This is a genomic window from Micromonospora sp. FIMYZ51, from assembly GCF_038246755.1.
Classification (GTDB): domain Bacteria; phylum Actinomycetota; class Actinomycetes; order Mycobacteriales; family Micromonosporaceae; genus Micromonospora.
In genome coordinates this window covers 3705825-3730854 of the sequence record NZ_CP134706.1, presented here as the reverse complement: position 1 = coordinate 3730854, position 25030 = coordinate 3705825, and the positions used below count along the sequence as shown (strand labels likewise).

Annotated in this window: 23 protein-coding genes and 1 tRNA gene; 17 read left to right on the top strand and 7 right to left on the bottom strand. The window is 72.2% G+C overall.

Translation table 11 applies throughout. The annotated features are described in order from the left end of the window. Positions 1-20 precede the first annotated feature (20 nt). Positions 21-1439 carry an RtcB family protein gene (locus QQG74_RS16970; protein WP_341715745.1) on the top strand — a complete coding sequence of 473 codons (1419 nt, stop codon included), beginning with the start codon at positions 21-23 and terminating at the stop codon, positions 1437-1439. A gap of 42 nt (positions 1440-1481) precedes the next feature. On the opposite strand, the gene QQG74_RS16965 is transcribed toward QQG74_RS16970, so the two are convergent. Both QQG74_RS16965 and QQG74_RS16960 read right to left on the bottom strand, forming a co-directional pair. Further along, positions 1482-1904: an archease gene (locus QQG74_RS16965; protein ID WP_341715744.1), complete on the bottom strand. Its 423-nt coding sequence runs from the start codon at positions 1902-1904 to the stop codon at positions 1482-1484. A 25-nt stretch (positions 1905-1929) separates the two neighbouring features. Continuing rightward, the gene (locus QQG74_RS16960; protein WP_341715743.1) at positions 1930-3648 is read right to left on the bottom strand and encodes an LLM class flavin-dependent oxidoreductase; all 1719 of its coding nucleotides are present in this window, start codon (positions 3646-3648) and stop codon (positions 1930-1932) included. A 64-nt stretch (positions 3649-3712) separates the two neighbouring features. Here QQG74_RS16960 and QQG74_RS16955 point away from each other — a divergent pair, with 64 nt between their 5' ends. Both QQG74_RS16955 and QQG74_RS16950 read left to right on the top strand, forming a co-directional pair. Further along, positions 3713-4255, top strand: a complete 543-nt coding sequence (locus tag QQG74_RS16955) for a MarR family transcriptional regulator (protein ID WP_341715742.1) — start codon at positions 3713-3715, stop codon at positions 4253-4255. 15 nt (positions 4256-4270) lie between these two features. Further along, positions 4271-4873 (top strand): MBL fold metallo-hydrolase, encoded by a 603-nt coding sequence (locus tag QQG74_RS16950; RefSeq protein WP_341715741.1) that lies wholly within the window; start codon positions 4271-4273, stop codon positions 4871-4873. Positions 4874-4880: 7 nt separating this feature from the next. Here QQG74_RS16950 and QQG74_RS16945 read toward each other — a convergent pair whose 3' ends face one another. Further along, entirely contained in the window at positions 4881-5492 is a 612-nt protein-coding gene (locus QQG74_RS16945; protein WP_341715740.1) for a LysE family translocator, read from the bottom strand. Between the two features lie 28 nt (positions 5493-5520). On the opposite strand from QQG74_RS16945, the gene QQG74_RS16940 reads away from it, so the two are divergent. The 8 genes from QQG74_RS16940 to QQG74_RS16905 all read left to right on the top strand — a co-directional run bounded on the left by QQG74_RS16940 (position 5521) and on the right by QQG74_RS16905 (position 13670). Next, positions 5521-7107, top strand: coding sequence for a PLP-dependent aminotransferase family protein (locus tag QQG74_RS16940; protein WP_341715739.1), 1587 nt, complete (start codon positions 5521-5523; stop codon positions 7105-7107). Positions 7108-7149: 42 nt separating this feature from the next. Next, complete coding sequence (locus QQG74_RS16935) at positions 7150-7806, top strand: phosphotransferase (RefSeq protein ID WP_341715738.1); 657 nt, start codon at positions 7150-7152, stop codon at positions 7804-7806. A 104-nt stretch (positions 7807-7910) separates the two neighbouring features. Further along, entirely contained in the window at positions 7911-8576 is a 666-nt protein-coding gene (locus QQG74_RS16930; protein ID WP_341715737.1) for a GntR family transcriptional regulator, read from the top strand. Further along, positions 8573-9979 carry an MFS transporter gene (locus QQG74_RS16925; RefSeq protein WP_341715736.1) on the top strand — a complete coding sequence of 469 codons (1407 nt, stop codon included), beginning with the start codon at positions 8573-8575 and terminating at the stop codon, positions 9977-9979. Before QQG74_RS16930 ends, QQG74_RS16925 begins: the two co-directional genes overlap by 4 nt. Beyond that, positions 9976-11061, top strand: a complete 1086-nt coding sequence (locus QQG74_RS16920) for an S-(hydroxymethyl)mycothiol dehydrogenase (RefSeq protein ID WP_341715735.1) — start codon at positions 9976-9978, stop codon at positions 11059-11061. Before QQG74_RS16925 ends, QQG74_RS16920 begins: the two co-directional genes overlap by 4 nt. Further along, entirely contained in the window at positions 11061-11690 is a 630-nt protein-coding gene (locus QQG74_RS16915; protein ID WP_341715734.1) for an MBL fold metallo-hydrolase, read from the top strand. Before QQG74_RS16920 ends, QQG74_RS16915 begins: the two co-directional genes overlap by 1 nt. Next, positions 11669-12769 carry a DUF3626 domain-containing protein gene (locus tag QQG74_RS16910; RefSeq protein ID WP_341715733.1) on the top strand — a complete coding sequence of 367 codons (1101 nt, stop codon included), beginning with the start codon at positions 11669-11671 and terminating at the stop codon, positions 12767-12769. The genes QQG74_RS16915 and QQG74_RS16910 overlap by 22 nt, the downstream gene beginning before the upstream one ends. A 220-nt stretch (positions 12770-12989) precedes the next feature. Further along, the gene (locus QQG74_RS16905; RefSeq protein ID WP_341715732.1) at positions 12990-13670 is read left to right on the top strand and encodes a hypothetical protein; all 681 of its coding nucleotides are present in this window, start codon (positions 12990-12992) and stop codon (positions 13668-13670) included. A gap of 209 nt (positions 13671-13879) precedes the next feature. On the opposite strand, the gene QQG74_RS16900 is transcribed toward QQG74_RS16905, so the two are convergent. Then, a complete protein-coding gene (locus tag QQG74_RS16900; RefSeq protein ID WP_341715731.1) occupies positions 13880-15352 on the bottom strand; it encodes an MFS transporter in 1473 nt (490 codons plus the stop codon). Between the two features lie 65 nt (positions 15353-15417). Beyond that, positions 15418-15654, bottom strand: coding sequence for a hypothetical protein (locus QQG74_RS16895; protein ID WP_341715730.1), 237 nt, complete (start codon positions 15652-15654; stop codon positions 15418-15420). Between the two features lie 328 nt (positions 15655-15982). Here QQG74_RS16895 and QQG74_RS16890 point away from each other — a divergent pair, with 328 nt between their 5' ends. Further along, entirely contained in the window at positions 15983-16885 is a 903-nt protein-coding gene (locus tag QQG74_RS16890) for an SDR family oxidoreductase (RefSeq protein WP_341715729.1), read from the top strand. Between the two features lie 76 nt (positions 16886-16961). On the opposite strand, the gene QQG74_RS16885 is transcribed toward QQG74_RS16890, so the two are convergent. Next, on the bottom strand, positions 16962-17621 hold the full coding sequence (locus QQG74_RS16885; protein ID WP_341715728.1) for a nucleotidyl transferase AbiEii/AbiGii toxin family protein: 660 nt from the start codon (positions 17619-17621) through the stop codon (positions 16962-16964). Beyond that, positions 17618-17950: a hypothetical protein gene (locus QQG74_RS16880; RefSeq protein ID WP_341721259.1), complete on the bottom strand. Its 333-nt coding sequence runs from the start codon at positions 17948-17950 to the stop codon at positions 17618-17620. The genes QQG74_RS16885 and QQG74_RS16880 overlap by 4 nt, the downstream gene beginning before the upstream one ends. 465 nt (positions 17951-18415) lie before the next feature. Here QQG74_RS16880 and QQG74_RS16875 point away from each other — a divergent pair, with 465 nt between their 5' ends. From QQG74_RS16875 to QQG74_RS16855, 5 genes are all read left to right on the top strand, one after another. Further along, positions 18416-19006 carry a hypothetical protein gene (locus QQG74_RS16875; protein WP_341715727.1) on the top strand — a complete coding sequence of 197 codons (591 nt, stop codon included), beginning with the start codon at positions 18416-18418 and terminating at the stop codon, positions 19004-19006. A 425-nt stretch (positions 19007-19431) separates the two neighbouring features. Next, on the top strand, positions 19432-22719 hold the full coding sequence (fdh, locus tag QQG74_RS16870; protein WP_341715726.1) for a formate dehydrogenase: 3288 nt from the start codon (positions 19432-19434) through the stop codon (positions 22717-22719). After that, the gene (locus QQG74_RS16865; protein ID WP_341715725.1) at positions 22719-23666 is read left to right on the top strand and encodes a 4Fe-4S dicluster domain-containing protein; all 948 of its coding nucleotides are present in this window, start codon (positions 22719-22721) and stop codon (positions 23664-23666) included. Before fdh ends, QQG74_RS16865 begins: the two co-directional genes overlap by 1 nt. A gap of 218 nt (positions 23667-23884) precedes the next feature. Continuing rightward, positions 23885-24841 carry an NrfD/PsrC family molybdoenzyme membrane anchor subunit gene (gene nrfD / locus QQG74_RS16860; protein WP_341721258.1) on the top strand — a complete coding sequence of 319 codons (957 nt, stop codon included), beginning with the start codon at positions 23885-23887 and terminating at the stop codon, positions 24839-24841. Positions 24842-24930: 89 nt separating this feature from the next. Beyond that, positions 24931-25026 (top strand) — tRNA-Sec (locus tag QQG74_RS16855). Positions 25027-25030: the final 4 nt, after the last annotated feature.

Genomic DNA, 25030 nt, shown 5'->3' with positions numbered 1-25030 from the left:
GCGGTGGGTAGCCGCCCAGGATGGAGTTGGTCGAGGAGTCGCCGTACCGGTTCCGGATCGACCGGCGCGACCCGATGCGGGTGCCCGGGGTGGTCTTCGCGTCCCGGTCGCTGCTGCCCGATCCGGCGGCCGACCGGTCGCTGGAGCAGGTCGCCAACGTCGCCACCCTGCCCGGCATCGTCGACGCCTCGTACGCCATGCCGGACGTGCACCTGGGGTACGGCTTCCCGATCGGTGGGGTGGCCGCCACGGACGTCGAGGCCGGCGGGGTGGTCTCGCCCGGCGGCGTCGGCTTCGACATCTCCTGCGGGGTGCGGCTGCTCGCCGCCGACCTGGACCGTGACGAGCTGCGCCCACGGCTGGGCGCGGTGATGGACGCGCTCGGTGCGGCCACTCCGCGTGGCATGGGTCGGGGCGCGGTGTGGCACCTGACCGGCCGCGACGAACTCGACGCGGTGCTGCGCGGCGGTTCCCGGTACGCGGTGCAGCGCGGCTTCGGCGTGGCGCGCGACCTGCACCGCTGTGAGGACTTCGGCGCGGTGGACGACGCCGATCCGGCCCAGGTCAGCGATCGGGCGATCGAGCGCGGCGCACGCCAGGTCGGCAGCCTCGGCTCCGGCAACCACTTCCTCGAGGTCCAGGCGGTCGAGCAGGTGTACGACGAGCCGGTGGCGGCGGCGTTCGGGCTGCGCACCGGGCAGGTCTGCGTGATGATCCACTGCGGTTCGCGCGGTCTCGGTCACCAGATCTGCACCGACCACGTCCGGGCGATGGAGAAGGTGATGGGCCGCCACGACATCCACGTCCCGGATCGGCAACTCGCCTGCGCCCCGGTCGACTCCGCAGCGGGTCGGGCCTACCTGGGGGCGATGGCCGCCGCGGCGAACTACGCACGGGCCAACCGACAGCTGCTCGCCCATGCGGCGAGCGAGGTGTTCACGCGGGCGACCGGCTGCCGACTCGACCTCGTCTACGACATCTCGCACAATCTCGCCAAGATCGAAAAGCACCCGGTCGACGGCGGTGTGCGGCGGTTGTGCGTACACCGCAAGGGTGCCACCCGGGCGCTGCCGCCCGGCCACCCGGATCTGCCCGACGAGCTGCGGCCCGTCGGCCAGCCGGTGCTCATCCCGGGCTCGATGGGCACCGGCTCGTACGTGCTCACCGGGGTGGCCGGTGCGCCGGCCTGGGCCTCCACCTGTCACGGCGCGGGCCGGGTGCAGAGCCGCAAGCAGGCCGTCGCGGCCGGGCGCGGTGGCGACCCGCGCGCCCAACTGGAGGCGCAGGACATCGCGGTACGCGGTGCCTCGCGGCGCGGTCTGGCCGAGGAGATGCCGGCGGCGTACAAGGACATCTCGGCCGTGGTCGAGGCCGCCGAGGGTGCCGGGTTGTGCCGGAAGGTGGCCCGGCTGGTGCCGCTCGGCGTGGTCAAGGGCTGACCCGGGCCGCTGGCTGCGGAGACCGGATGTCGGCCCGGTGACTCAGACGTCCAGGGTCACCGCGCAGGACCAGCCCCGGTCGTCGCGGCCGAAGCGCAGCTCGTGCAGCGCGACCGCCTTCGGCACCGCGCCGGTCAGTTCCACCTCGGCGGTGCCCGTGGTGTGCCAGCGCACCAGCAGACCGCCGGCACCGTCGTCGGCGACCTCGGTGCGCAACGGCAGCTCGTCCGTCGTCTCCAGCCGGAAGATCACCTCATCGAGGAGGCTGACCAGCAGGTCCTCGTCGGTGCCGGGCGGTGCGTGGAACTCGCGCTCGGCCCGGGGCCGGGCCCCGGCCGGATCGGTGAACGACTCGACAAGCGCGCACACCGCCTCGGCCAGGCAGCCCGACCGGTCCGGCGCCCACGCCTCGATCCGCACGTCGGCGGTGTGCGGCACCCACCGGTGCCCCCGCGCCTGCGTCACACCCTCGATGATGCCGCCCCGCTGCTCAGTGCGCGCCGAGTCGGGCGATCGGCTCGACCAGTTCGCGTTCCTCGTACGACAGGTGGGACAGCAGCGTGTCGCTGAGCAGGTCGACCGCGGCCCGCAGCTCGGCCATTCCGTCCGGCGTGGCGACGAAGGCGACAAGCGCCCGGTCGACCCCCTCCAGTACGTCGTGGATGGCGTGGTGCTCGGCTTCGAGCCGGTCGATGACCGGCGCCAGCCGGGAGTCGGCCCGGCGCAGGTGCGGGAAGAGCGACCGGTCCTCGATGGTGTGGTGGGTGGTCACCACCCGGCAGTACGACTCGCAGTAGGTGCCGAGGGTCCACTTGTTCTGCCGCATGGTCATCGTGTTGATGTGCGACCGGGCGGTGCCCACGTCGATCAACCCGGCGGCGACCTGCTCGATCAGATCGTGGATCTGGGCCAGTTCGGCGCGTAGCCCGTCGTGCACGTCGATCAGGTGCTGCGCGCCGGCCTGCTCGTGCGCGGTGTAGGTGCGCTCGGGGTCGGGCGCCGGCCCGCTGGGCCGGGTCGACTCGTCCCACACCCGCACCTCGCTGCGGCGTACCCCGTCGTCGGGTGTCGGCACCACCGCGAACGGGGTCGCCCCGACGCCGGCCCGGCGGCCCGCCGCCCGCCCGACCCCGCCCGGTGCCGTGTTCGTCGTGCCGCCCGGTGCCGTGCGTGTGGTGCCGCCTGGTGCCGTGGCCGGCGCGCTGTCGGGCCGGGAGTCGGCCGTCGAGGTGCCGCTCGTGCCGGTGCCGCTCGTGCCGGTGCCGGCCGTGCCGGTGCCGCGTTCGGTGGCGACCAGTTCCCGGGTGGCCGGGGCCACCTCGGCGGCGAACCGTCGCAGGTCGTCGGGGTCGTCGCTGCCCAGGATGAAGGTGCTGATCCCCTCGGTGAGGGCGAGGTCGGCCAGTTCCTCGGCCCACTGCTCGGCCGGCCCGTCCAGCGGGCCGCGCCCGACCGGTGCGAACCGTCCGTTGATGTTGAGCAGCCGGCGCACGTCGGCCGGCGAACGACCCGCCTCGGTGGCGGCGTCGTCGATGATCGCGTTGCCCTTGGCCAGGTCACCGGGGCTCAGGTAGGCAAGCGAGGGCAGCCAGCCGTCGGCCCGCCGCCCGGTCAGCGCGAGCATGCGCGGCTTGTAGGCGCCGAGCCAGATGCTCAGGTCATGGGCTCCGGCGGGACCCCGCTTAGCCCCGACGGCGCGGTGGAACTTCCCGTCGACCCGGACGCCACCGCGGGCGTCGGCGTCCCAGATCTGGCGGATGATCTCGATCGCCTCCTCCAGGGCCTGTACGCCCTGGCCGGGGGAGAGCCGCCGACCGCCCATCGCCTCGATGGCGTCCCAGAACGCCCCGGCGCCCAGGCCCAGCTCGGTGCGGCCACCGCTGAGCAGGTCGAGGCTGGCCACGCTGCGCGCCAGCACGGCGGGTGGGCGCAGCGGCAGGTTTGTCACGTTCGCGGCCAGCCGGACCCGCTCGGTGCGCGCGGCCACGAAGCTCAGCAGCGTCCAGGTGTCCAGAAAACTGGACTGGTACGGATGGTCCTGGAAGGTGACCAGGTCGAGCCCGACCTGCTCGGAGAGCATGGCGAGACCTACCGGCCGCGCCGGGTCGGCGTTGCCGGGCGTCAGGAACGACCCGAAGGTCAGTGCGTGCCCGTAGTCGCTCATTGTCAACCCTTCGTCCGGCGGCGCGGTGCCGATCACCGTCCTCACAGATGTTATGTCAGACAGAACATCATCGCCCAATAAAGTCTGTGACTTACGCTAACCTGGGGGTATGAGTGGCGTCCCGGGCAACGGCCTTGATCCCGACCCGATCAACGAAGACCTCGGGTGGATGCTTGGTGTGCTGTTCCGCGCGTACGCCCGCGCCGCCGAGCATGCCGTCGGCGACCTGCCCGGCGGGCCGCGCGGCTACCAGGTGCTCACCGCGGCCGACCGGGAGCCGCCCCGCAACCAGGGCGCGATCGCCGAGGAACTGGGCATCGACCGCACCGTCCTGACGTACCTGATCGACGATCTGGAGCAGGACGGCCTGGTGGTACGCCGGCCCGATCCGGCCGACCGCCGCAGCCGGCTGGTCACCCTCACCGCCGCCGGCCGCGAAGCGGCAAGCCGTCGCCGGGAGACGCTGCGTACGGTCGAGTCCCACCTGCTCCAGCCGCTCACCGCGCAGCAGGCTGCGGCACTGCGCGACCTGCTGCGTCGGGTGGCCTGCGCGGCGCAGGAAGCCGATCCGCTCACCGACCTCTGCCAGGTGGCCGAGGAGGCGGTGGGGCAGCCACCGGCACGGCGACGGCGGGCGGCCCGCAGGCCCTAGCCGTACGGTCGACAGATGCGGATCACGAAGTACACGCATGCCTGCGTCCGACTCGAACACGACGGCGGCGTGCTCGTCATCGATCCCGGCACCTGGAGCGAGCCGCGGGCCCTGGCCGGCGCGGACGCGGTGCTGGTCAGCCACGAGCACACCGACCACATCGACGTGTTGCGGCTGGCCGGGCTGGGCGTGCCGGTCATCGTGCCGGAGGGCGCCGTACTGCCGGACCTGGCACCGCTGCCGGTGATCCGGGTCCGCGCGGGCGAACGCTTCACCGCCGCCGGTCTCGACGTGACCGCCGTCGGCGGCCGGCACGCCCCCATCCACGGCGGCCAACCCGACTGCGCCAACCTCGGCTACCTGGTCGCCGACGAGGTCTACCACCCAGGCGACTCGCTGCATCCGCCCGGCCGGTCGGTACGTACGCTGCTGGTGCCGGCGCAGGCGTCCTGGCTGAAGCTGACCGAGGCGATCGACTTCGCGGTGGCCGCCGGCGCGGCGCAGGTCTTCCCGATCCACGACGCCCAGCTCAACGAGCGGGGCCTGGCCAGCGTCAACGGCTGGTTCGGCGAGTCCGTCCCCGGTTACCGCCACCTCGCCCCCGGCGAGACCGCCTGACCGGGGTTCAGGGCTGGGCGCGGGTCAGCAGCAGGCCGAGCGCCAGGAACGACGCGGCGAAACCGCGCCGCAGCCAGTCGGCGACCCGAGGGCGGTCGAGCACCCGTCGGCGTACCGCGACGGCACCGAGGCCGTAGCCGACGAAGACCACAAGCGTGGTCACCGTGAACACCGTGCCCAGGGCGAGCATCCGGCTCAACGCGCCCGGGGCGTGCGGGTCGACGAACTGCGGCAGGAACGCCACGAAGAAGATCGTCAACTTGGGGTTGAGCAGGTTCATCAGCAGCACCGAGACGATGATCTGGCGCGTCGAGCGGGCGGGCCCCGCGCCGTCCACGGTGAACGCGCCGCGCTGGCGCAGGGTCGACACGGCCAGCCAGAGCAGATAGCCCGCGCCCAGATACTTGACCAGGTCGAAGAGGAGCGCGCTGGAGTGCAGCAGCGCGGCGATGCCGGTCATGGCCGCCAGCAGGTGCGGCACGGTGGCCAGGGTGCCACCCAGCGCGGCGATCAGGGCGGCCCGGCGACCGCCGGTCAGCCCGGCGGAGAGCGTGAACAGGACCCCGGCACCCGGGGTGGCGACCACGACGAGCGTGGTGAGTAGGAAGGCGATGGTCACCCACCCACCCTGCCGCCACAATGGTCCCATGAGCAGGGCCAAATCCCACCTTCCTGACAGGTCCATAACTGCAAGGAAGGGCCCCCTGTTAACGCCTCAGGTAGTAGCGGGGCCCCCTCTTAACGCCGGCTCCGACTTCCTGAACCTGGACATCGGCCAAGCGCCGCGCGGTGGGCGCGCCGCCTGGCTCGCCGACCGGCTACGCCGGGCCATCGCCGATCGGGTCGTGCCGGTCGGCGCCCGACTGCCCGCCACCCGGGTACTCGCCGCCGACCTCGGTGTGTCGCGGGGCGTGGTGGTGGAGGCGTACCAACGGCTGACGGAGGAAGGGCAGGTGGCCGGCCGAGGGCGCGGCGGGACGGTGGTGGTCGCCGCCCCGCTGCCGCCCCCGCCCTCGCACACCGGGGCGGCGCGCCTCACCCCGGCGGCGGAGCCGGCTGGCGGCGGGCCGGGCCGCGCCGCGAGCGCAGCGACGGGTACGCCGAGCGCCGCCGGGCCGTTCTCGTCGGCGCCCGGCCCGGACATCTTCGACCGGCTGCGTACCGCTGCGGCGCGCATCGACCTGACGCCCGGCGTACCCGATCTGGCGGCCTTTCCCCGCGCGGCCTGGCTGCGCGCCGAGCGGACCGTGCTGGGGCGAATGGCCGCGTCGGACCTGGGCTACGGCGACCCGTGCGGTACGCCCATGCTGCGCCGGGCGGTTGCCGGCTGGCTGGCCCGCAACCGGGGCATCCGGATCGACCCGGCCGAGGTGATCGTCACGACCGGGGTGACCCAGGCGCTCGGCCTGCTTGCGCAGCTGCTGCGGGACGACGACGTCACCAGGATCGGCGTGGAGGACCCGGGCTCGCTCGGCGTACGGCAGCATCTCGACCGCTCGCGGCTCGCCACCGTGCCGATCCCGGTGGACGGCGCCGGACTGCGGGTCGACGAACTGACCGCGAGCGGGGTGCCCGCAGTCACGCTCACCCCTGCGCACCAGTTTCCGACAGGTGTGGTGCTCGACGGGGCACGTCGTCGCCAACTCGCCGACTGGGCCCGCGCCGGTGGGCTGGTCATCGAGGACGACTACGACGCCGAGCACCGCTACGACCGGCCGCCGGTGCCGGCGTTGCGGGCCACCCTGCCGGAGGGAGTCTGCTACGTCGGCAGCGTCTCGAAGCTGCTCGCTCCGGCCCTGCGGACCGGCTGGCTGCTGGTGCCCCGTCGGTACCGGGACGCCGTGGTCGCCGCCAAACGCGAAGCCGACCTGGGCAACGCCGTCCTGCCCCAACTGGTCCTCGCCGAGCTGATCAGCTCCGGGGCGTTGGAGCGGCACCTGCGGCTGCTGCGCCGTCGGCACGTACGGCGACGCGACGCGATGATCGCGGCGCTGGCCCGACACCTGCCCGGCGCCACCGTGCACGGCGCGGCGGCCGGGCTGCACCTGACGGTCACCCTGGCCGACGACGTGACCGACACCGAACTGGCGACGGCGGCCCTGGCCCGGGGGGTGAAGGTGCAGCCCCTGTCCTGGCACTGCCAGCGGCCGTATCCTCCCGGCCTGGTGCTGGGCTACGCGGCCAACTCCGGCTCGACCATCGAGGAGGGAATCGCGCTCGTCGCCGCCGGCTGAGCGGGCCACCCCCAGCGGCGCGGACCGGCTACCGTCGGGGCCGTGACAGAGCCGTTCGCCACCGGGCGGGACGCCGACGTGTACGCGCTGGACAGCGAGCGGGTGCTCCGTCGCTACCGCGACGGCAGCGACGTCACGGTCGAGGCCGATTTCATGACGTACCTGCACGCGGCCGGCTATCCGGTGCCCCAGGTGTACCAGGCCAGCGGCGCGGATCTGGTGCTGCGGCGGGTGTCCGGCCCGACGATGCTCCAGGCACTGCTCGCCGGGGCGATCGATGTGGAGCCGGCGGCCGGCATGCTGGCCGACCTGCACCGCCGGCTGCATTCGGTGCCGCCGCGGCCGGGCGCGGCGCCCGGCGAGCGGATCCTGCACCTGGACCTGCATCCGGACAACGTCATCCTCGACCCGCTCGGCCCGGTGCTCATCGACTGGCGTAACGTCCGGCACGGCCCGCCCGGGCTGGACGTGGCGATGACCGCACTGATCCACGCCCAGGTCGCCCTCGACCCGGCGCAGCCGCTGGCCGCCGCAGCCGCCGAGCTGCTGCGGTGCTACCTGGATGCGCTGCGTGACCACGTCGTGCCGTTGGTCGACGAGGCCCTGGCCCGCCGGCTCGCCAACCCCACCCAGACCGCTGCGGAACTGGCCCGGCTGCCCGCCGCCGCCGACCTCGTGCGCGCCGGTTCGGTGCGCTGACGGCGGGTCCACGATCGACGGCCCGGGACCGGGCCGGTGCGCCACGAAGACCGACAACGCACCCCGCTGGCTACGCGGCCGACGCGAGGGGCCATGATAGATACATGACGCATCCCTCGGTGACCGGTCGGTCCACCGGGCTGTCCGCGGCCGAACGTGCCTACCGCCACCTCAAACAGGCCATCCTGGAACAACTGCATCCCGGCGGCACGCTGGTCAGCGAGGGGCAGATCGCCGAGGCGACCGGGGTGTCGCGTACCCCGGTCCGCGAGGCCCTGCTGCGGCTGGAAACCGAAGGGCTGGTCCGGCTCTATCCGAAACGAGGTGCGCTGATCCTGCCGGTCTCGGCCCGTGAAATCGCCGACGTGGTCGAGGCCCGCCGGCTGGTCGAGGTGCACGCCGCCGGGCGGATCTGGGCCCGGCGCGCCGAGATCCGCGCCCAACTGGCCGACCGGCTGGCCGAGATGCGTACCGCGCACGCCGCCGGTGACCTGACCGCCCTGATGGCCGCCGACCGGGCCTTCCACGCCACCGTGGTCAACGCGGCCGGCAACGACATCCTCGCCGAGCTGTACCAGCGGCTACGCGACCGGCAGGTCCGCATGGGCGAGGCCAGCTTCCGGCTCTCGCCCCGCTGGGCCGAGGCGGCGCTGACCGAGCACGCCGCCCAGCTGGCCGCCCTCGACGGCGACGATCCCGAGGCGTGGCTCGCCGCCGTGGCCGCGCACATCGACACCGCCGAGCGTGTCTTCCTCGGCCCCGCCCGGTGAGCCAACCCGCGCGGATACCAGCCGGCCGGGCCGTACTGGTCTGGTCGGTGGCGCTCACCGCGTACATCGCGGCGGTGTTCCACCGGACCTCGCTCGGCGTCACCGGCGTGGAGGCCACGCACCGCTTCGGCATCAGCGCCGCCACGCTGGCCACCCTCACCGTCGCCCAACTCGCCGTGTACGCGGTGATGCAGGTGCCGGTCGGGATCCTGCTCGACCGGTACGGCTCGCGTCGGCTGCTGCTCACCGGCGGAGCGCTGATGATCGCCGGGCAGCTCGCTTTCGCCCTGGTCACCGATGTGCGTCTGGCCGTGGCGGCCCGGGTGCTTGTCGGCCTCGGCGACGCGATGAGCTTCATCAGCGTGCTGCGCCTCGTCGCGTTCTGGTTTCCGGGCCGACGCAACCCGCTGCTGGCCCAGTTGACCGGCACGCTCGGCCAACTCGGCGCGGTGCTCGCCGCCGTACCGCTTGTGGCGCTGCTGGCGCACACCAACTGGACCACCGCCTTCCTGACCGCGGCCGGAGTGTCCGCGGCGGCGCTGCTGATGGTCTTCGCCGCCGTCCGGGACGCCCCACACGGCCCGCTGGTGGCCGCGCCCGCGTCGGCCGGGCGTCGGCTCGCTGACGCCTGGACCCATCCGGGCACCCGGCTGGGGCTCTGGACACACTTCGTCATCCAGTTCTCCGGCACGGTCTTCGCGCTGCTCTGGGGCTTCCCGTTCCTGGTGCAGGGGCAGGGGCTCACCCCGACCGCGGCGGCCTCGCTGCTCACCGTGCTGACCCTCGCCATGCTGCTCACCGGCCCGGTGATCGCGTACCTGTGCGCCCGCTACCCGCGCCATCGTTCGGTGCTGGTCTTCAGCATCACCGGCGCCACCGCCGCCATCTGGGCCGTGCTGCTCGCCTGGCCGGGACGCGCACCCGGCTGGCTGCTCCTCACGCTCGTGCTCGTGCTGGCCCTCAACGGCCCCGGCTCGATGATCGGTCTCGACTACGCGCGGACCTTCAACCCGGTCAGCCGCCTCGGCAGCGCCGCCGGGATCGTCAACGTCGGCGGCTTCACCGCCTCGATCATCCTGGTGCTCAGCATCGGCGTGGTGCTCGACCTGGCCACCCCGGCCGGGCAGGCCGCCCCCGACCTGAATGCGTTCCGATGGGCCTTCGCCGTGCAGTACGTGCTCTGGGCCGTCGGTGCGGTACAGGTTCTGCGCTGGCGCAACGCCGCACGTCGGCACCGGGACGGGCATGTCGCGCCGACCATCCGGGCCGAAGCTGTGCCGATGCGACCTGGTGGCGGTAGGTTGCCCAACGGGAGTGCGCGGATGCGTCGCCGCCCCTCCGGCGACGCCGTGGCGCAGCGACGCCGGCGCTTCGCGCCGACGCGGAGTAGGAGGAAAGCGTGAGCCAGCAGGTCAGGGGAGTCGTCTCCCGCAGCAAGGGTGCACCCGTCGAGGTCACCGACATCGTGGTGCCGGATCCCGGGCCCGGTGAGGCGGTGGTGCGGGTGCAGTCCTGCGGGGTCTGCCACACCGACCTGCACTACCGCGAGGGCGGCATCAGCGACGACTACCCCTTCCTGCTCGGCCACGAGGCGGCCGGCATCGTCGAGCAGGTCGGCGCGGGAGTGGACGCCGTCGCACCCGGTGACTTCGTGGTGCTCAACTGGCGGGCCGTCTGCGGAGTGTGCCGGGCCTGCCGGCGCGGTCGCCCCTGGTACTGCTTCGCCACCCACAACGCCGCCCAGAAGATGACCCTCACCGACGGCACCGAACTCTCCCCGGCGCTGGGCATCGGCGCGTTCGCCGAGAAGACCCTGGTGCACGCCGGTCAGTGCACCAAGGTGGACCCGGCGGCCCGGCCGGCCGCCGTCGGCCTGCTCGGCTGCGGGGTGATGGCGGGTCTCGGCGCGGCCATGAACACCGGCGGGGTGACCCGCGGCGACTCGGTGGCGGTGATCGGCTGCGGCGGTGTCGGCGACGCGGCGGTGGCCGGCGCGGCGCTTGCCGGCGCAACGACGATCATCGCCGTGGACACCGACTCCCGCAAACTCGACTGGGCCCGCAAGTTCGGCGCCACGCACACGGTCAACGCCTCCGAGACCGACCCGGTCGCGGAGATTCAGGCGGCCACCGGCGGCTTCGGCGCCGACGTGGTGATCGACGCGGTCGGCCGGCCGGAGACCTGGAAGCAGGCGTTCTACGCCCGGGACCTGGCCGGCACCGTGGTACTGGTCGGCGTACCCACCCCGGACATGCGGGTCGAGCTGCCGTTGCTCGACGTCTTCGGTCGCGGTGGCGCGCTGAAGTCCAGCTGGTACGGCGACTGCCTGCCCAGCCGCGACTTCCCCATGCTCACCGAGCTCTACCTACAGGGCCGCCTCGACCTGGACGCCTTCGTCACCGAGGAGATCGGCCTGGACGGGGTCGAGGAGGCGTTCGCGCGGATGCACCGCGGCGACGTGCTCCGCTCGGTGGTGGTCTTCTGATGTCGGCCCGGATCGACCACGCCGTCACCTCCGGCACCTTCTCCCTGGACGGGCAGACCTTCGACGTCGACAACAACGTCTGGGTGGTCGGCGACGACACCGAGTGCGTCGTCATCGACGCCCCGCACGACGTGGACGCCATCCTGAAGGTGGTGGCCGGTCGTCGGGTCACCGCGATCGTCGCCACCCACGCCCACGACGACCACGTCCGGGTCGCCCCGGAACTGTCCCGCGCCACCGGCGCGCCGGTGCTGCTGCACCCCGACGACCGGGTGCTGTGGGACCTGGTGCACCCGGACCAGCCGCCGGGTGGGCAGCTGCGCGACGGCGAGACGATCGAGGTGGGCGGCACCACGCTGACCGTGCTGCACACCCCCGGACACAGTCCCGGCGCGTGCTGCCTGTACGCGCCCGCGCTGGACGTCGTCTTCACCGGCGACACGCTCTTCGCCGGTGGTCCGGGCGCCACCGGCCGGTCGTACAGCGACTTCGGCACCATCATCACCTCGATCCGCGACCGGCTGCTCACCCTGCCGCCGCAGACCGTGGTGCACACCGGTCACGGCGACAGCAGCACAATCGGCGCCGAGGCACCGCAGCTGCCGCAGTGGCTGGCCCGGGGGCACTGACCGCCGCGCAGCGCGACGCGTTGCGGTACGTCCGGGCGGTGGCGCTGCGTGACCGGCCCGCCGCCCTGGAGACCATCGCCCGTACCCTCGCCGGCACCGGGGTACGGCACGATCCGACGCGACTCGTCGCGGCGATCGGCAGCACCGGCCGGGTCACCCTCAACTTCCACCCCGACCGGCTGCTCGCCGACGGGCGCACGGTCGCCGAGGCGCTCGCGGCCGAGGGCGTCTACCGCAGCCAGTTCGAGACCGGGATCTCCAACGGTGGCCTGAGCGCGTACGCCGGTGGCGACCGGGACCGCTGGGAACAGCGCATGTTCGGCGGCGCGTACCAACGTGCGGGCGTACGCCCGGCGGACCGGCCGAAGTACGGCGGCCTGAACCTGCTCGACCATCCGGACGGCGCCTGCCCCCGGTTCGGCTCCTGCCACCTGCGGCTGCGAACCGAGGTGCTGAGCCGCACCACGTTCTGCTTCGGCGACAGCCACCTCGGCCCACGTGACGTCGGCACCGTCGACGTGATCGAGCCGGTGCTGGCCGCGCTGCTCGCGGCGACCGTGGACACCGGGATCAGCCTCGGCCGACCCGGTGACCTGGTCGCCCTCACCGGCGAGCTGCTGCGCATCCGGGCGGAGGTCGCCGCCGAACCCCGCGCCGCCGGGCGCGCCCTCGACGACTACATCGAGGCGCAGATCCACGGCGAGCTGCGGTTGGCCCGGGACGTGGCCGAACTGGTGGTCGATCCCTCGTTCCAGGGCACCGACAGCGGCGACATCCTCGCCGCCGTGGCCCGCCGGTACGGTTTTCCGCTGCGCTGGCACGCCGGCTTCGTGCTGCCGGTGCACCAGGTCGACGCGGAGTTCCGGGGGCCGGCGATCCCGCCGCTGGCGGCCCGGGTGCACGCCGAGTTCGCCCGGCCCGGGGAGCCGCTGCACGCCGCGCTGATCGGTCGCGCCGCCGCCTCGGTGGTGACCGAACCGGGCCGGTGGGCCGATCGGGGACCGGTCGCGGACACCCTCCAGCACCTGAAGCAGCTTTGGCACGTCCTGGTCCGGTTCGGCATCCCGTACGGCGGCTGACGCGGCGTACGTCCCTTGTTGTCTCGTTTGTCGTCGACCGGCACCGGCTGCCCGGCCGCGCGGGTGAGCAGAATCGCAGCCTGCGGAGTCAGCGACATTTCCGGAATGCCCGACGAGGCGGGCGGGTTGTTTCCCCAAAGCGCCGGCCCCCAAACCCCGGTGCAGTCTCCCGAGAGCGGCTCACCCCGAGCGGCTCGTAACGATCGAAGGGGCAACCATCGTGAAGCTGGACTTCACTCGATGGCTCCCGGCCATCGCGACGAACCCGAACCGGAAGACCGCGCTGAGCGTCGTGGGCGTGACCGCCCTCGCCGGGCTGGCCCTCGGCCCGAGCGCCATCGCCGCACCGATCACCAGCGGGCCGCACGAGGGCGCGGTCGCGGCGATCGACAAGGCCACCGGCCGCGACGGCGCGACCGAGTCGGGGTCGGCCACCGCCGGCCGTGGCGACAAGCCCAGCCGTGCCGAGCTGATCCCGTACGGCGTGCAGGGCGCGCAGTCGCGGATCCCGCTCGACCAGGCCCAGCGGGACAACGCCAAGACCATCATCGAGGTGGCCAAGAAGACAGGTGTGGGCGAGCGGGGCGCGGTGATCGGCATCGCCACCGCCATCCAGGAGTCGAAGCTGTACAACCTCGGCCACCTGGGCGCGTACAACGACCACGACTCGCAGGGCCTGTTCCAGCAGCGGCCGTCCACCGGCTGGGGCAGCGTGGAGCAGATCACCGATCCGGAGTACTCCTCGGCCGCCTTCTTCGAGGCGCTCAAGCGGGTCCACGGCTGGCGGAACATGCCGCTGACCAGCGCGGCGCAGACCGTGCAGGTCTCGGCCTACCCGTTCCACTACGCCCAGTGGGAGGAGCAGTCGGCGGAGATCGTCTCCCAGTACTGGAACAGCTGACCCGTACCCCCGTGGTGAGCACCAACGCCCGACTGGCCGGACCCCGCACCCCGGGGCCCGGCCAGTTCGGCGTCTGACGGCAGGTGGGTGCCGTGCCGGCCCGGAGTAGTCCGCCGCGCCCCGGTCGCGGGTCTCGGCGAGGATGCGGCCACGTCTACATGGGACAGATGGCGGGGCCGCCTGGGCACGGTCCTCGGTACCCGGAAGTGTTAAGAAGGGGCCCTTCCTCTACCGGAGGCGTTAACAAGGGGCCCTTCCTTCGCAATGTCGACGAGGGCGACGAGCAGGGCCGCCGCGATGATCCCGGCGGATACCAGCAGCGAGCGTTCGAAGGCCGCCGACCAGGTGTCGCCCGTCTGCGACACGGTGGAGAAGAAGACCGCGCCGACGACGGCGATGCCGGCGGCGGAGCCGATGCGCTGACCGGTCTGGAGCATGCCCGCGCCGCTACCGGCCTGCGGCACCGGCACCTGCGACAGCGTCAGCGTCTGGTTCGGTGCGATCACCAGGCCGCTGCCGATTCCGGCGACCAGCAGCGGAGCCGCGGTCACCCAGGGCACCGGCGCGTGCGGGGCCAACTCGATGGCGAGCGCCACCAGGCCGAGCCCGGCCACCACGGTCAGCAGCCCGACGGCGACCAGTGGCCGACCGAAGCGGTTGACGATCCGCCCGCCGATCGCCGACGCGGCGGCCGAGCCGAGCGCGAACGGCGTGATCGCCAGGCCGGCCACCAGCGCGCTGTAGCCGAGCCCGGTTTGCAGGTACAGCGTGAAGATGAAGAAGATCGCGGTGAAGCCGCCGAAGTAGGTAAGCGCGATAAGCGAACCCAGGCCGTACGACCGACGCCGGAACAGGTGCACGTCGAACAGCGGCGGCCCGTTGCGCGCGTACCGGTGCTCCCAGCGTACGAAGCCGACGAGCGCGATCAGGCCGGCGGGCAGGAGCAGCCACTTCGCCGGCCCGGGCCACTGCTCCCGCTGCACCATCGGCAGCAGCAGGAGAGTCACGCCGAGGCCGAGCAGCAGTACGCCGACCGGGTCCGAGCGGCGCTGGGCGGTCTGGCCGACCGGTCGGTGCGGCATCAGTCGCCAGCCGAGAAGCACCGCGACGATCCCGACCGGCACGTTGACGAAGAAGACCCACCGCCAGCCGTGCTCCGCCCCACCGGCGGCGATCAACAGGCCGCCGAGCAGCGGACCGACCGCGGTGGAGATGCCGATGGTGGCGCCGAGCAGCCCGAACGGCCGGGCCCGTTCCGGCCCCTGGAACAGTTGCTGGATCATCCCGATCACCTGCGGGTTCACCAGCCCGGCGGCGGCGCCCTGGAGCAGCCGGGCGGCGATCAACCAGCCGGGGGACTGGGCCAGCCCGGCCAGTGCGCTGGTCACCGTGAACAGGGCGACGCCGAACACGAACGTGTTGCGCCGGCCGTGCACGTCACCGAAGCGTCCGGCCGGCACCAGGGCCAGCCCGAAGGTCAACGCGTACCCGGACAGCACCCACTGGAGGTCGCTGGGGCCGGCCCGCAGCGCCCGCTCCAGCGACGGGATGGCCACGTTGACGATGCTGACGTCGAGCAGGGTCATGAACGCGGCGACCAGGCCGACGCCGAGCGCCTGCCACCGCCGCCGATCGTCGTACGATTCGGGTTCCTCCGCCTGCCCCGCCCGCGCCGTACTCATCGTGTCTCCCGTTGATCGGCGTCGCCGCGTTTGTCCCGTTGTCGGAACCTACCGGGCGGCGTCGATCAGGCAAGCTGCTGCGCGCAGAACCGTGGGCCGAAGTCGAGCCCGACCATCGGCGAGTCCTCCCGGTGCAGCAGGTTCTTCTCGGTCAGCAGGTGCAGCGGGGTCTGCAACTGCTCCTCGGTCAGCCCGCACTCCTGGGCGATCAGATCCGGATAGGGGACCTGGCCGCGCGCCTCCAGGGCCGCCACCGCGTCGTACACCCGAGCCTCGATGTCCGACAGTTGTACCTGCTGCATGGTGTCCTCCTCACGTTCGGTCCGCCTTCGGTCGGCGGACTGCGAACGGCCGGTTACCCGGGGAAAGGGGGAAGATGCGGCCCGGTCGCCCGCCCAGGCGCAAGGAAGGGCCCCCTGTTAACGCCTCAGGTAGTAAAAGGGCCCCTTATTAACAAGCCACGCAAACAAGCGCGCCCACTGATCCAGGATCCTAGGATGCTCTAGGCGGGGTCTGCCTGCCCACCCGAAACGGCCAGTCTGATGCACTCGGACAACCGGCTGTTTCGGGTCGGCCGGCCCGGGTAGGGCCATCCGGGACCGGATCCGACCGACCCGCGAGGAGACACCCGTGAGCCAGGACCAGCACACCCAGCAGGACCCGACCGAGCAGTACGGCCAGCAGTCGGGGCAGCCGAACCAGCAGCAGCAGCCGCCGGGTCAGACGGGCAAGATGCGGCCGAAGCCGGACCACGGCGAGGAGACGTACGAGGGCAGCGGCAAGCTCGACGGAAAGAAGGCGTTGATCACGGGCGGCGACTCCGGCATCGGCCGGGCGGTGGCGATCGCCTTCGCCCGCGAGGGCGCCGACGTGTTGATCTCCTATCTGGGCGAGGAGGAGGACGCCGACGCCCGGGAGACCGTCCGGCTGATCGAGTCCGCCGGCCGGAAGGGGATCGCAGTACGCGGCGACATCACCGACGAGCGCAACTGTCAGACGTTGATCGACCGGGCCCTCGCTGACCTCGGCGGCATCGACATCCTGGTGAACAACGCCGCCTACCAGATGTCGCAGGACAAGGGCATCGCCGGGATCAGCACCGAGCAGTTCGACCGGGTGCTCAAGACCAACCTGTACGCGATGTTCTGGCTCTGCAAGGCCGCGTTGCCGCATCTGGCGGAGGGCTCGGCGATCATCAACACGTCGTCGATCCAGGCGTTCGACCCGTCTCCGCAGCTGCTCGACTACGCCACCACCAAGGCGGGGATCGCGAACTTCACCAAGGCGCTCGCCGCCGACCTGGTCGACCGGGGGATCCGGGTGAACGCGGTGGCGCCGGGACCGATCTGGACGCCGCTGATCCCGGCGACCATGCCGGAGGAGAAGGTGGAGCAGTTCGGCACCGACACTCCGGTGGGCCGGCCGGGTCAGCCCGCCGAGTTGGCGCCCGCGTACGTCTTCTTCGCCTCGCAGGAGTCGAGCTTCATCACCGGCGAGGTTCTCGGCGTCACCGGCGGCCGCTTCACCAAGTGAGGTGTAAGGAAGGGCCCCTTCTTAACGCCTGGTGCATAGGAAGGGCCCCCTTTTAACAAGCGACCGGTCGCATCGGTCAGCGGGGCCACTCCGCCAGCTGGCGGCGTACCCGGGTGATCTCGGCGGGACCGAGGCCGTATCGGGCGAATCGGGGGTCCGGGATCCGGTCCAGATACCGGCCGGCGGCCCGCACATCCTCCTCGGCCAGGGCGGGGTCGAGCTGCCGGGCGAGATCCAGCAGCTCGGCCACCCGCCGGTGCTCCAGGGCGGAGGCGACGTCGATGTAGTCGCGGACCTCGCGGCGGTTCACCAGCGCCGCGGTCTTGTTCGCGATCAGGTCCCGGACGTCCATCACCGGTCCGAGATCCATCACCACCGGGCTGCGGTGCCGGTCGAGCCGAGCCAGGCTGAGCCGGATCTGCCGACCGTCCCGACCGACGACGAAATCGCGCATGTCCCGGTCGAAGCCCTCGAACAGGTCGGCGAGTTCGCTGTCCGGATCCGCGTCGGTCACCTCGAACCCGGCGGCCTCCAGCGCGACCCGCACCTCAGCGGCCGCCGCTGCGGCGGCGCCCTCCACGTCGGCGAAGAGGTCGACATCCTCGGTCGGGCGGGTGACCAGGCCGTGCGCGGCCCACGCCACCCCACCACCGAGCACGAAGCGGTACGCCCCGGCGACGCTCAGCGCCACCCGGGCGACCTCGCGGTAGAAATCGTGCGGGTGTGCTCGGCTCACGCCGACCGCAGAGCCCGATGCCGGGTTTCCCACGCCAGCCGTACGCCACGAGGCAGGTTCAACATCTGCCACACCCGGCGCAGGGTCCGCCCGTTGACCAGTTGGCGCAGGTCCTCGAGGTTGGTGCTCTCCCGCAGCACGTTCTCGTACATCCAGAGCAGTTGGTCGGGATCGCTCAGGTCGAACGTGCGGTCGGTGCTCCACATCAGCCGTACCGGCAATTCGACAAGCCCGCGGGTGGGCCCGCGCAGCTCGGCCAGCGACCCCGCCACCAGGGTGGGACGACCGGGCCGGGCGAGGTACGCCACGGCGGTCGCGGTGCTGGACACGGCCTGCATGCTGTCAGGGTAACGCCAGTCGGGCCACTTGCGGACCGACGACCTGCGCCGGAGCGATCCAACCAGGCGTACGCCATGCCGGTTTTGCCCATTGGTGTCCGACTCAGGGCGGTGCCCGTCGGTGGGTAGGTCGTCCGCCGGATGCCCCGGTGTCCGGTAACCGGACACCGGTCGACCGCCCGGCGGCGGAATCCGGGGCCGGGTGCGGGCGTTGTAATCAGCGTACGACCGAGTATGAGCCCGACCGGGACGGGCCGGCGCCCTCGCCGCCCGACCATCCCCGGGAATGCCGGTGGCCGGTCGGTCGTTGTATCTGGCTCCGGCGCCGCGACGTGGCCCCTGGCCCCGCGCGCTGGATCCCCCCTTTTGCCGTTGAGCGCCGGACGGTGCTTGCGTGCGCCCGACATCCCCCGTGTCGTCGGTGTGTGCGCCAACCCCCGAATGGAGCTGTCTGTCATGAACACGATGCTGCGTAAGAGCGTGCTGGGTATTGCTGGTCTGGCTGTTGCCGGTGGTCTGGCCGCCGGTCCGCTGAACCACGCCACGTCCGACGGCCCGGTTGGTGGTAGCCCGATCGCCGCCGCGGTGCAGGCGGAGAAGCCGGACAGCGGCAAGCTGATTCCGCATGGTGTGCAGGGTGAGCAGTCGCGGATCGAGCTGACCGACGAGCAGACCGGCAACGTCAAGGAGATCATCGCCGCGACGAAGAAGGCCGGTATGGACGAGCGGGCCGCGGTGGTGTCGATCGCGACCGCGTTGCAGGAGTCGAAGCTGGAGAACCTGGGTCACCTCGGTGACCGCAACGACCACGACTCGCAGGGCCTGTTCCAGCAGCGTCCGTCCTCGGGTTGGGGCACGGTCGAGCAGATCACCGATCCGCAGTACTCGACCACGGCGTTCCTGAAGGGTCTGAAGCAGGTCGACGGGTGGCAGGAGATGCCGTTGACCGAGGCCGCGCAGACGGTGCAGGTGTCGGCGCATCCGTTCCTGTACGCCCAGTGGGAGCAGCAGGCCGCTGACCTGGTCGCCGAACACTGGAACAGCTGACGAACGACCGCTGACGAAGGATGTACCGCGGAGCCGGCACCCACACCGGGTGCCGGCTCTGTCGCGTGTTAAGAAGGGGCCCTTCCTCTACACCAGGCGTTAACAAGGGGCCCTTCCTTGCACAAATAGGGGAGTGGATTGTCGTGGGGTGGGAACAAGGATGAGGGTGGGTCGGTTGTACCGAGCGTCGGTGTGATCCAGTGTCCCCGGGCCTCACCTATATTGCCTTCGCGGAATACCGTTCGGCTGGAGCCGCGTCGCGCCACTCGCCGAGAGGCGACCTGCACACCGACACCCACGCACCGCCCCCGGCCGGTTCCGGCCGGGGGCGGTGTCATTTCCCGCCGGATCTGTTGGCCGGACTCGCCGGCTCGGCCCGACTGTCCTAAGGTCAAGACGGAGATCGTCGGTGGGAGGTGGGGTACGTGGGTCTGCGGGACGTGCTCCTGGGCTGGCCGGTCTACCGGCAGCTCACCGGCACCGACCCGCTGGGCCGGGGCGCTGCGGCCCAGTCGGCCCGCTCCGCCGCGTTGAGTGCCCGCACCGAGGGCGCCGACCGGGTGGCCCGCTCCGTCTGCCCGTACTGTGCGGTCGGCTGTGGCCAGCGGGTGTTCGTCACCGACGGCCAGGTCACCCAGATCGAAGGCGACCCGGACAGCCCGATCTCCCGGGGCCGGCTCTGCCCCAAGGGTTCGGCAAGCAAGAGCCTGGTCACCAGCCCGCTGCGGCAGACGACGGTGCGGTACCGCCGGCCGTACGGCACCGAGTGGGAAGACCTGGACCTGGAGACGGCGCTCGACATGATCGCCGACCGGATGCTTGCCGCCCGCGCGCAGACCTGGGAGGACGTCGACGACCAGGGCCGCCCGTTGAACCGGACGCTCGGCATCGCCAGCCTCGGCGGGGCGACGTTGGACAACGAGGAGAACTACCTCATCAAGAAGTTGTTCACCGCGGCCGGGGCGCTCCAGATCGAGAACCAGGCGCGCATTTGACACTCCGCCACCGTCCCCGGTCTGGGGGCCAGCTTCGGTCGCGGTGGTGCGACGATCTTCCAACAGGACGTGGCGAACGCTGACGTCATCGTCATCCAGGGCTCCAACATGGCCGAGGCCCATCCGGTGGGCTTCCAGTGGGTGATGGAGGCGAAGCGGCGCGGGGCGAAGGTGTTCCACGTCGATCCGCGGTTCACCCGTACCAGTGCGCTTGCCGACGAGTACCTGCCGATCCGGGCCGGTACCGACATCGCGCTGCTCGGCGGGGTGGTCAACTACATCCTCGGCAACGAGTTGGACTTCCGGGAGTACGTGCTGGCGTACACGAACGCGGCGACGATCGTCAGCGCGGATTTCGTCGACGCCGAGGACGCCGACGGCATCTTCTCCGGCTACGACCCGGAGACCGGCAGCTACGTGCAGACCAGCTGGCAGTACGCCGGCCACGAGCAGGATTCGGGCAGCGGCCACACGGCCACCGAGCGGGAAACCGCGGCCGGGCTGCGGCACGAGTCGCACGGTGCACCGGTGGCCGGTGCCGTCGGGCGGGACGAGACGCTGCAACATCCGCACTGCGTCTACCAGATCCTCAAGCGGCACTTCGCCCGCTACACCCCGGAGATGGTGGAGCGGGTCTGCGGGGTGCCCCGGGAGAAGTTCCTGGAACTGGCCCGGGCGTGGACGCAGAACTCGGGGCGCGAGCGCACCGGCTGCCTGATCTATTCGGTGGGCTGGACCCAGCACACCGTCGGCGTGCAGTACATCCGCACCGGGGCGATCATCCAGCTGCTGCTGGGCAACGTGGGTCGCCCGGGTGGCGGGGTGCTGGCGCTGCGCGGGCACGCCAGCATCCAGGGCTCCACCGACATCCCGACCCTGTTCAATCTGCTGCCGGGCTATCTGCCGATGCCGCAGCACGCCGCCCATCCCACCTTCGAGGCGTGGGTGGACAGCATCCGCCACCCGGGCCAGAAGGGTTTCTGGGGCAACGCCCGCGCCTTCGCGGCCAGCCTGCTCAAGGCGTACTGGGGTGCGGCGGCGACTCCGGAGAACGATTTCTGCTACGGCTATCTGCCCCGGCTGACCGGCGACCACGGCACCTACCGGCAGGTCCTCGACATGATCGACGGGAAGATCAAGGGGTACTTCCTGCTCGGGCAGAACCCGGCGGTCGGCTCGGCGCACGGTAGGGCGCAGCGGCTGGGCATGGCGAACCTGGACTGGCTGGTGGTCCGCGACCTCTTCATGATCGAGAGCGCGACCTTCTGGCAGCACGGTCCCGAGGTGGCCACCGGCGAGATCGTGCCGCAGGAGTGCCGCACCGAGGTGTTCTTCCTGCCGGCCGCCTCCCACGTGGAGAAGGAGGGCACGTTCACCCAGACCCAGCGGCTGTTGCAGTGGCGGGAGAAGGCGGTCGAACCGCCCGGCGACGCCCGTTCCGAGCTGTGGTTCTTCTACCACCTGGGGCGCAGACTGCGCCAGAAGCTGGCCGACTCGCCGCTGCCGCGCGACCGGGCGCTGCTGGACCTGGCCTGGGACTATCCCACGCACGGTCCGCACGACGAGCCGGACGCCGAGGCGGTGCTGCGCGAGATCAACGGGTACGACACGGACACCGGCCGCCCGTTGGCCGGGTTCGCCGAGGCCCGCGACGACGGCAGCACGGCCGTGGGTTGCTGGATCTACAGCGGGGTGTACGCCGACGGGGTGAACCAGGCGGCCCGGCGGCGTCCGGGGCAGGACCAGGACTGGGTGGCCGCCGAGTGGGGTTGGGCGTGGCCGGCGAACCGCCGCACGTTGTACAACCGGGCTTCCGCCGACCCGCAGGGCCGGCCGTGGAGCGAACGCAAACGCTACGTCTGGTGGGATGCTGTGGCCGGTCGGTGGACCGGCCACGACGTGCCGGATTTCGAGCTGACCAAGCCGCCGTCGTACCGGCCGCCGGAGGGTGCCACCGGCCCGGCCGGGTTGGCCGGTGACGACCCGTTCGTCATGCAGGCCGACGGCAAGGGCTGGCTGTACGCGCCCAGCGGCGTGCTGGACGGGCCGCTGCCCACCCATTACGAGCCGGTCGAGTCGCCGGTGCGTAACCCGCTCTACGGCCAGCAGGCCAACCCGACCCGCAAGATGTACGCCCACCCGGTCAACGCCACAAACCCGAGCCCACCGCAGGAGCACAACGAGGTCTTCCCGTACGTGTTCACGGTCAGCCGGCTCACCGAGCACCACACCGCGGGTGGGATGAGCCGTACGGTCGCACCGCTTGCGGAGTTGCAGCCGGAGATGTTCGTCGAGGTTTCCCCGGAGTTGGCCGCGTTGACCGGGCTGCGCCATCTCGGCTGGGCACACCTGGTCTCCTCCCGTGCGGTGATCGAGGCGAAGGTGCTGGTCACCGACCGGGTCACGCCGCTGCGGGTGGACGGTAGGGTGATCCACCAGCTCTGGCTGCCGTACCACTTCGGGTTCGCGGGTCTGGTCACCGGCGACTCGGCCAACGACCTGTTCGGCATCACCCTGGATCCGAACGTACTGATCCAGGAGAGCAAGATCGGTACGTGTGATCTGCGTCCGGGCCGGCGGCCGTCCGGGCCGGCGCTGCGTGACCTGGTGGCCGACTACCGCACCCGGGCCGGCATCGTGGCCGGGGTCACGCCACCGGCGGTCACGCCCGGTGTGCCGACCGAGCCGCCTGCCGGCGAGGGAGAGGGGAAGCGCTGATGGCCGAACCGGTGCCCCGGCCGGACCTGCCGGTGACCGTCGACCCGGCCACCGAAGCCGGCTGGGTCGACGCGCCGCCGAGGATGGGCTTCTTCACCGACACCAGCGTCTGCATCGGCTGCAAGGCGTGCGAGGTGGCCTGCAAGGAGTGGAACGGGGTACCCACCTCCGGGCTGGACCTGCTCGGCATGTCGTACGACAACACCGGCGCGTTGACCGCGAACTCGTGGCGGCATGTGGCCTTCGTCGAGCAGCCGCGCCCCGCCGGCCAGCCCGCCGCGCGGACCGAGGCGGAAACCACAGGCAAGGGTTCGACCGAGTTCCTCGGGATGCCGGGGTCCGCGCCGCCGGGGCGTACCGGCAGCGCGCACGGGCGCAGCGATTTCCGTTGGCTGATGATGTCCGACGTGTGCAAGCACTGCACCCGTGCCGGCTGTCTGGACGTCTGCCCGACCGGGGCGTTGTTCCGCACCGAGTTCGGCACGGTGGTGGTGCAGGAGGACATCTGCAACGGCTGCGGCTACTGCGTGTCGGCCTGCCCGTACGGCGTCATCGACCGGCGGGCCGGCGACGGCCGGGCCTGGAAGTGCACGCTCTGCTACGACCGGATCGGTGTCGGAATGACGCCGGCCTGTGCGCAGGCCTGTCCGACCGAGTCGATCCAGTACGGCCCGCTTGACGAGTTGCGGGAGCGGGCCGCCACGCGGGTCGCGACGCTGCACGAGCGGGGGGTGCCCGAGGCGCGGCTCTACGGCCACGACCCGGCCGACGGCGTGGGCGGTGACGGCGCGTTCTTTCTCCTGCTCGACGAGCCGGAGGTGTACGGCCTGCCGCCGGATCCGCAGGTGCCGACCCGCGACCTGCCGCGGATGTGGCGCCGTGCCGGGGTGGCCGCGCTGGCCATGGCCGCCGGGGCGGTCGTGGCGTTCCTGGGCGGTCGGCGATGAACCCGCGCCAACCCGCTGCGGGCGAACCGCGCCAACCCACTGGAGGTGAACCGCGCCAACCTGCTGGAGGTGAACCGCGTCGGTCGGCTGTCGGCGACCGCTTCCGTCGTTTCCTGGACCGCCTCGACCCCGACCCTGTCGGCGGCCCGCCGCAGGACCGTGGCGGCGTCGACCCGCCGCCGGCGACCCGGCGGCGGCGGGGGCGTTCCGGGGAGGAACTGGCCGTGCCGCCGGCGGAGTTCAGCTCGTACTACGGCCGGCCGATCCTCAAGCCACCGGTGTGGACCTGGGAGATCGCCGCCTACCTGTTCACCGGTGGTCTCGCCGCCGGTTCGTCGCTGTTGGCTGCGGGTGGGCAGCTCACCGGGCGGCCCGCGGTGCGTCGGGCTGCGCGGCTGACCGCACTGGCCGGGGTGAGCGCCAGCGCCGTCCTGCTGGTCAAGGACCTGGGTCGGCCGGAGCGGTTCCACCACATGCTGCGGGTGGCGAAGCCGACCTCGCCGATGTCGGTGGGCACCTGGATCCTCACCGCGTACGGCCCGCTCGCCGGGCTCGCGGCGGTCGCCGAGGCGGCGCCGCTGCTGCCCGAGCGGGGGCCGTTGGGGGTGGCCCGTCGGCTGCTGCCGCCGGTCGGCGCGGCGGGCGGGTTGGCCGCGGCGGCGATCGCGCCGGCCCTGGGCACGTACACGGCGGTGCTGCTGGCCGACACGGCGGTGCCGTCCTGGCACGATGCGTACCCGGATCTGCCGTTGGTCTTCGCGGGCAGTGCCCTGGCCAGTGGTGCCGGCGCGGCGCTTATCGCCGTGCCGCCGCCGCAGGCGGGTCCGGTCCGGCGGCTGGCGGTGGCCGGCGCCGGCCTGGAGTTGTTCGGCGCCCACCGGGTGGAGCGCCGTGGGCTGCTCGCGGAGCCGTACCGTACCGGCCGGGCCGGCCGGCTGCTGCGGGCCGGCCGGGTGTTGACCGCGGCCGGGGTGGCCGGTGCGCTGCTCGGCGCCCGGAGCCGGGCCGTCTCGGCGGTGTCCGGCGTCGCGTTGCTGGCCGCGTCGGCGGCCACCCGGTTCGGTGTCTTCTACGCCGGGGTCGCCTCGGCCCGCGATCCCCGGTACACGGTGCTGCCGCAGCGGGAGCGACTTCGGCGGCGAGCCGCCGACCCACCGCCGGCAGCGGACCGGTAGCCGGTACCGGCCGCCCGGCCGGCCGTCGGGCGGGACCGGTGGTGGACTCCGCCGCGCTGGCGTCGGCCGGCTGTGATCCAATGCAGGGTGGAGGCGTTCAGGTGGCTGGTGCCCCTCCCGGTCTTCAAAACCGGTGTGGTCCGGGACCCGGGCCAGGCGGGTTCGATTCCCGTCCGTCTCCGCCAGTGC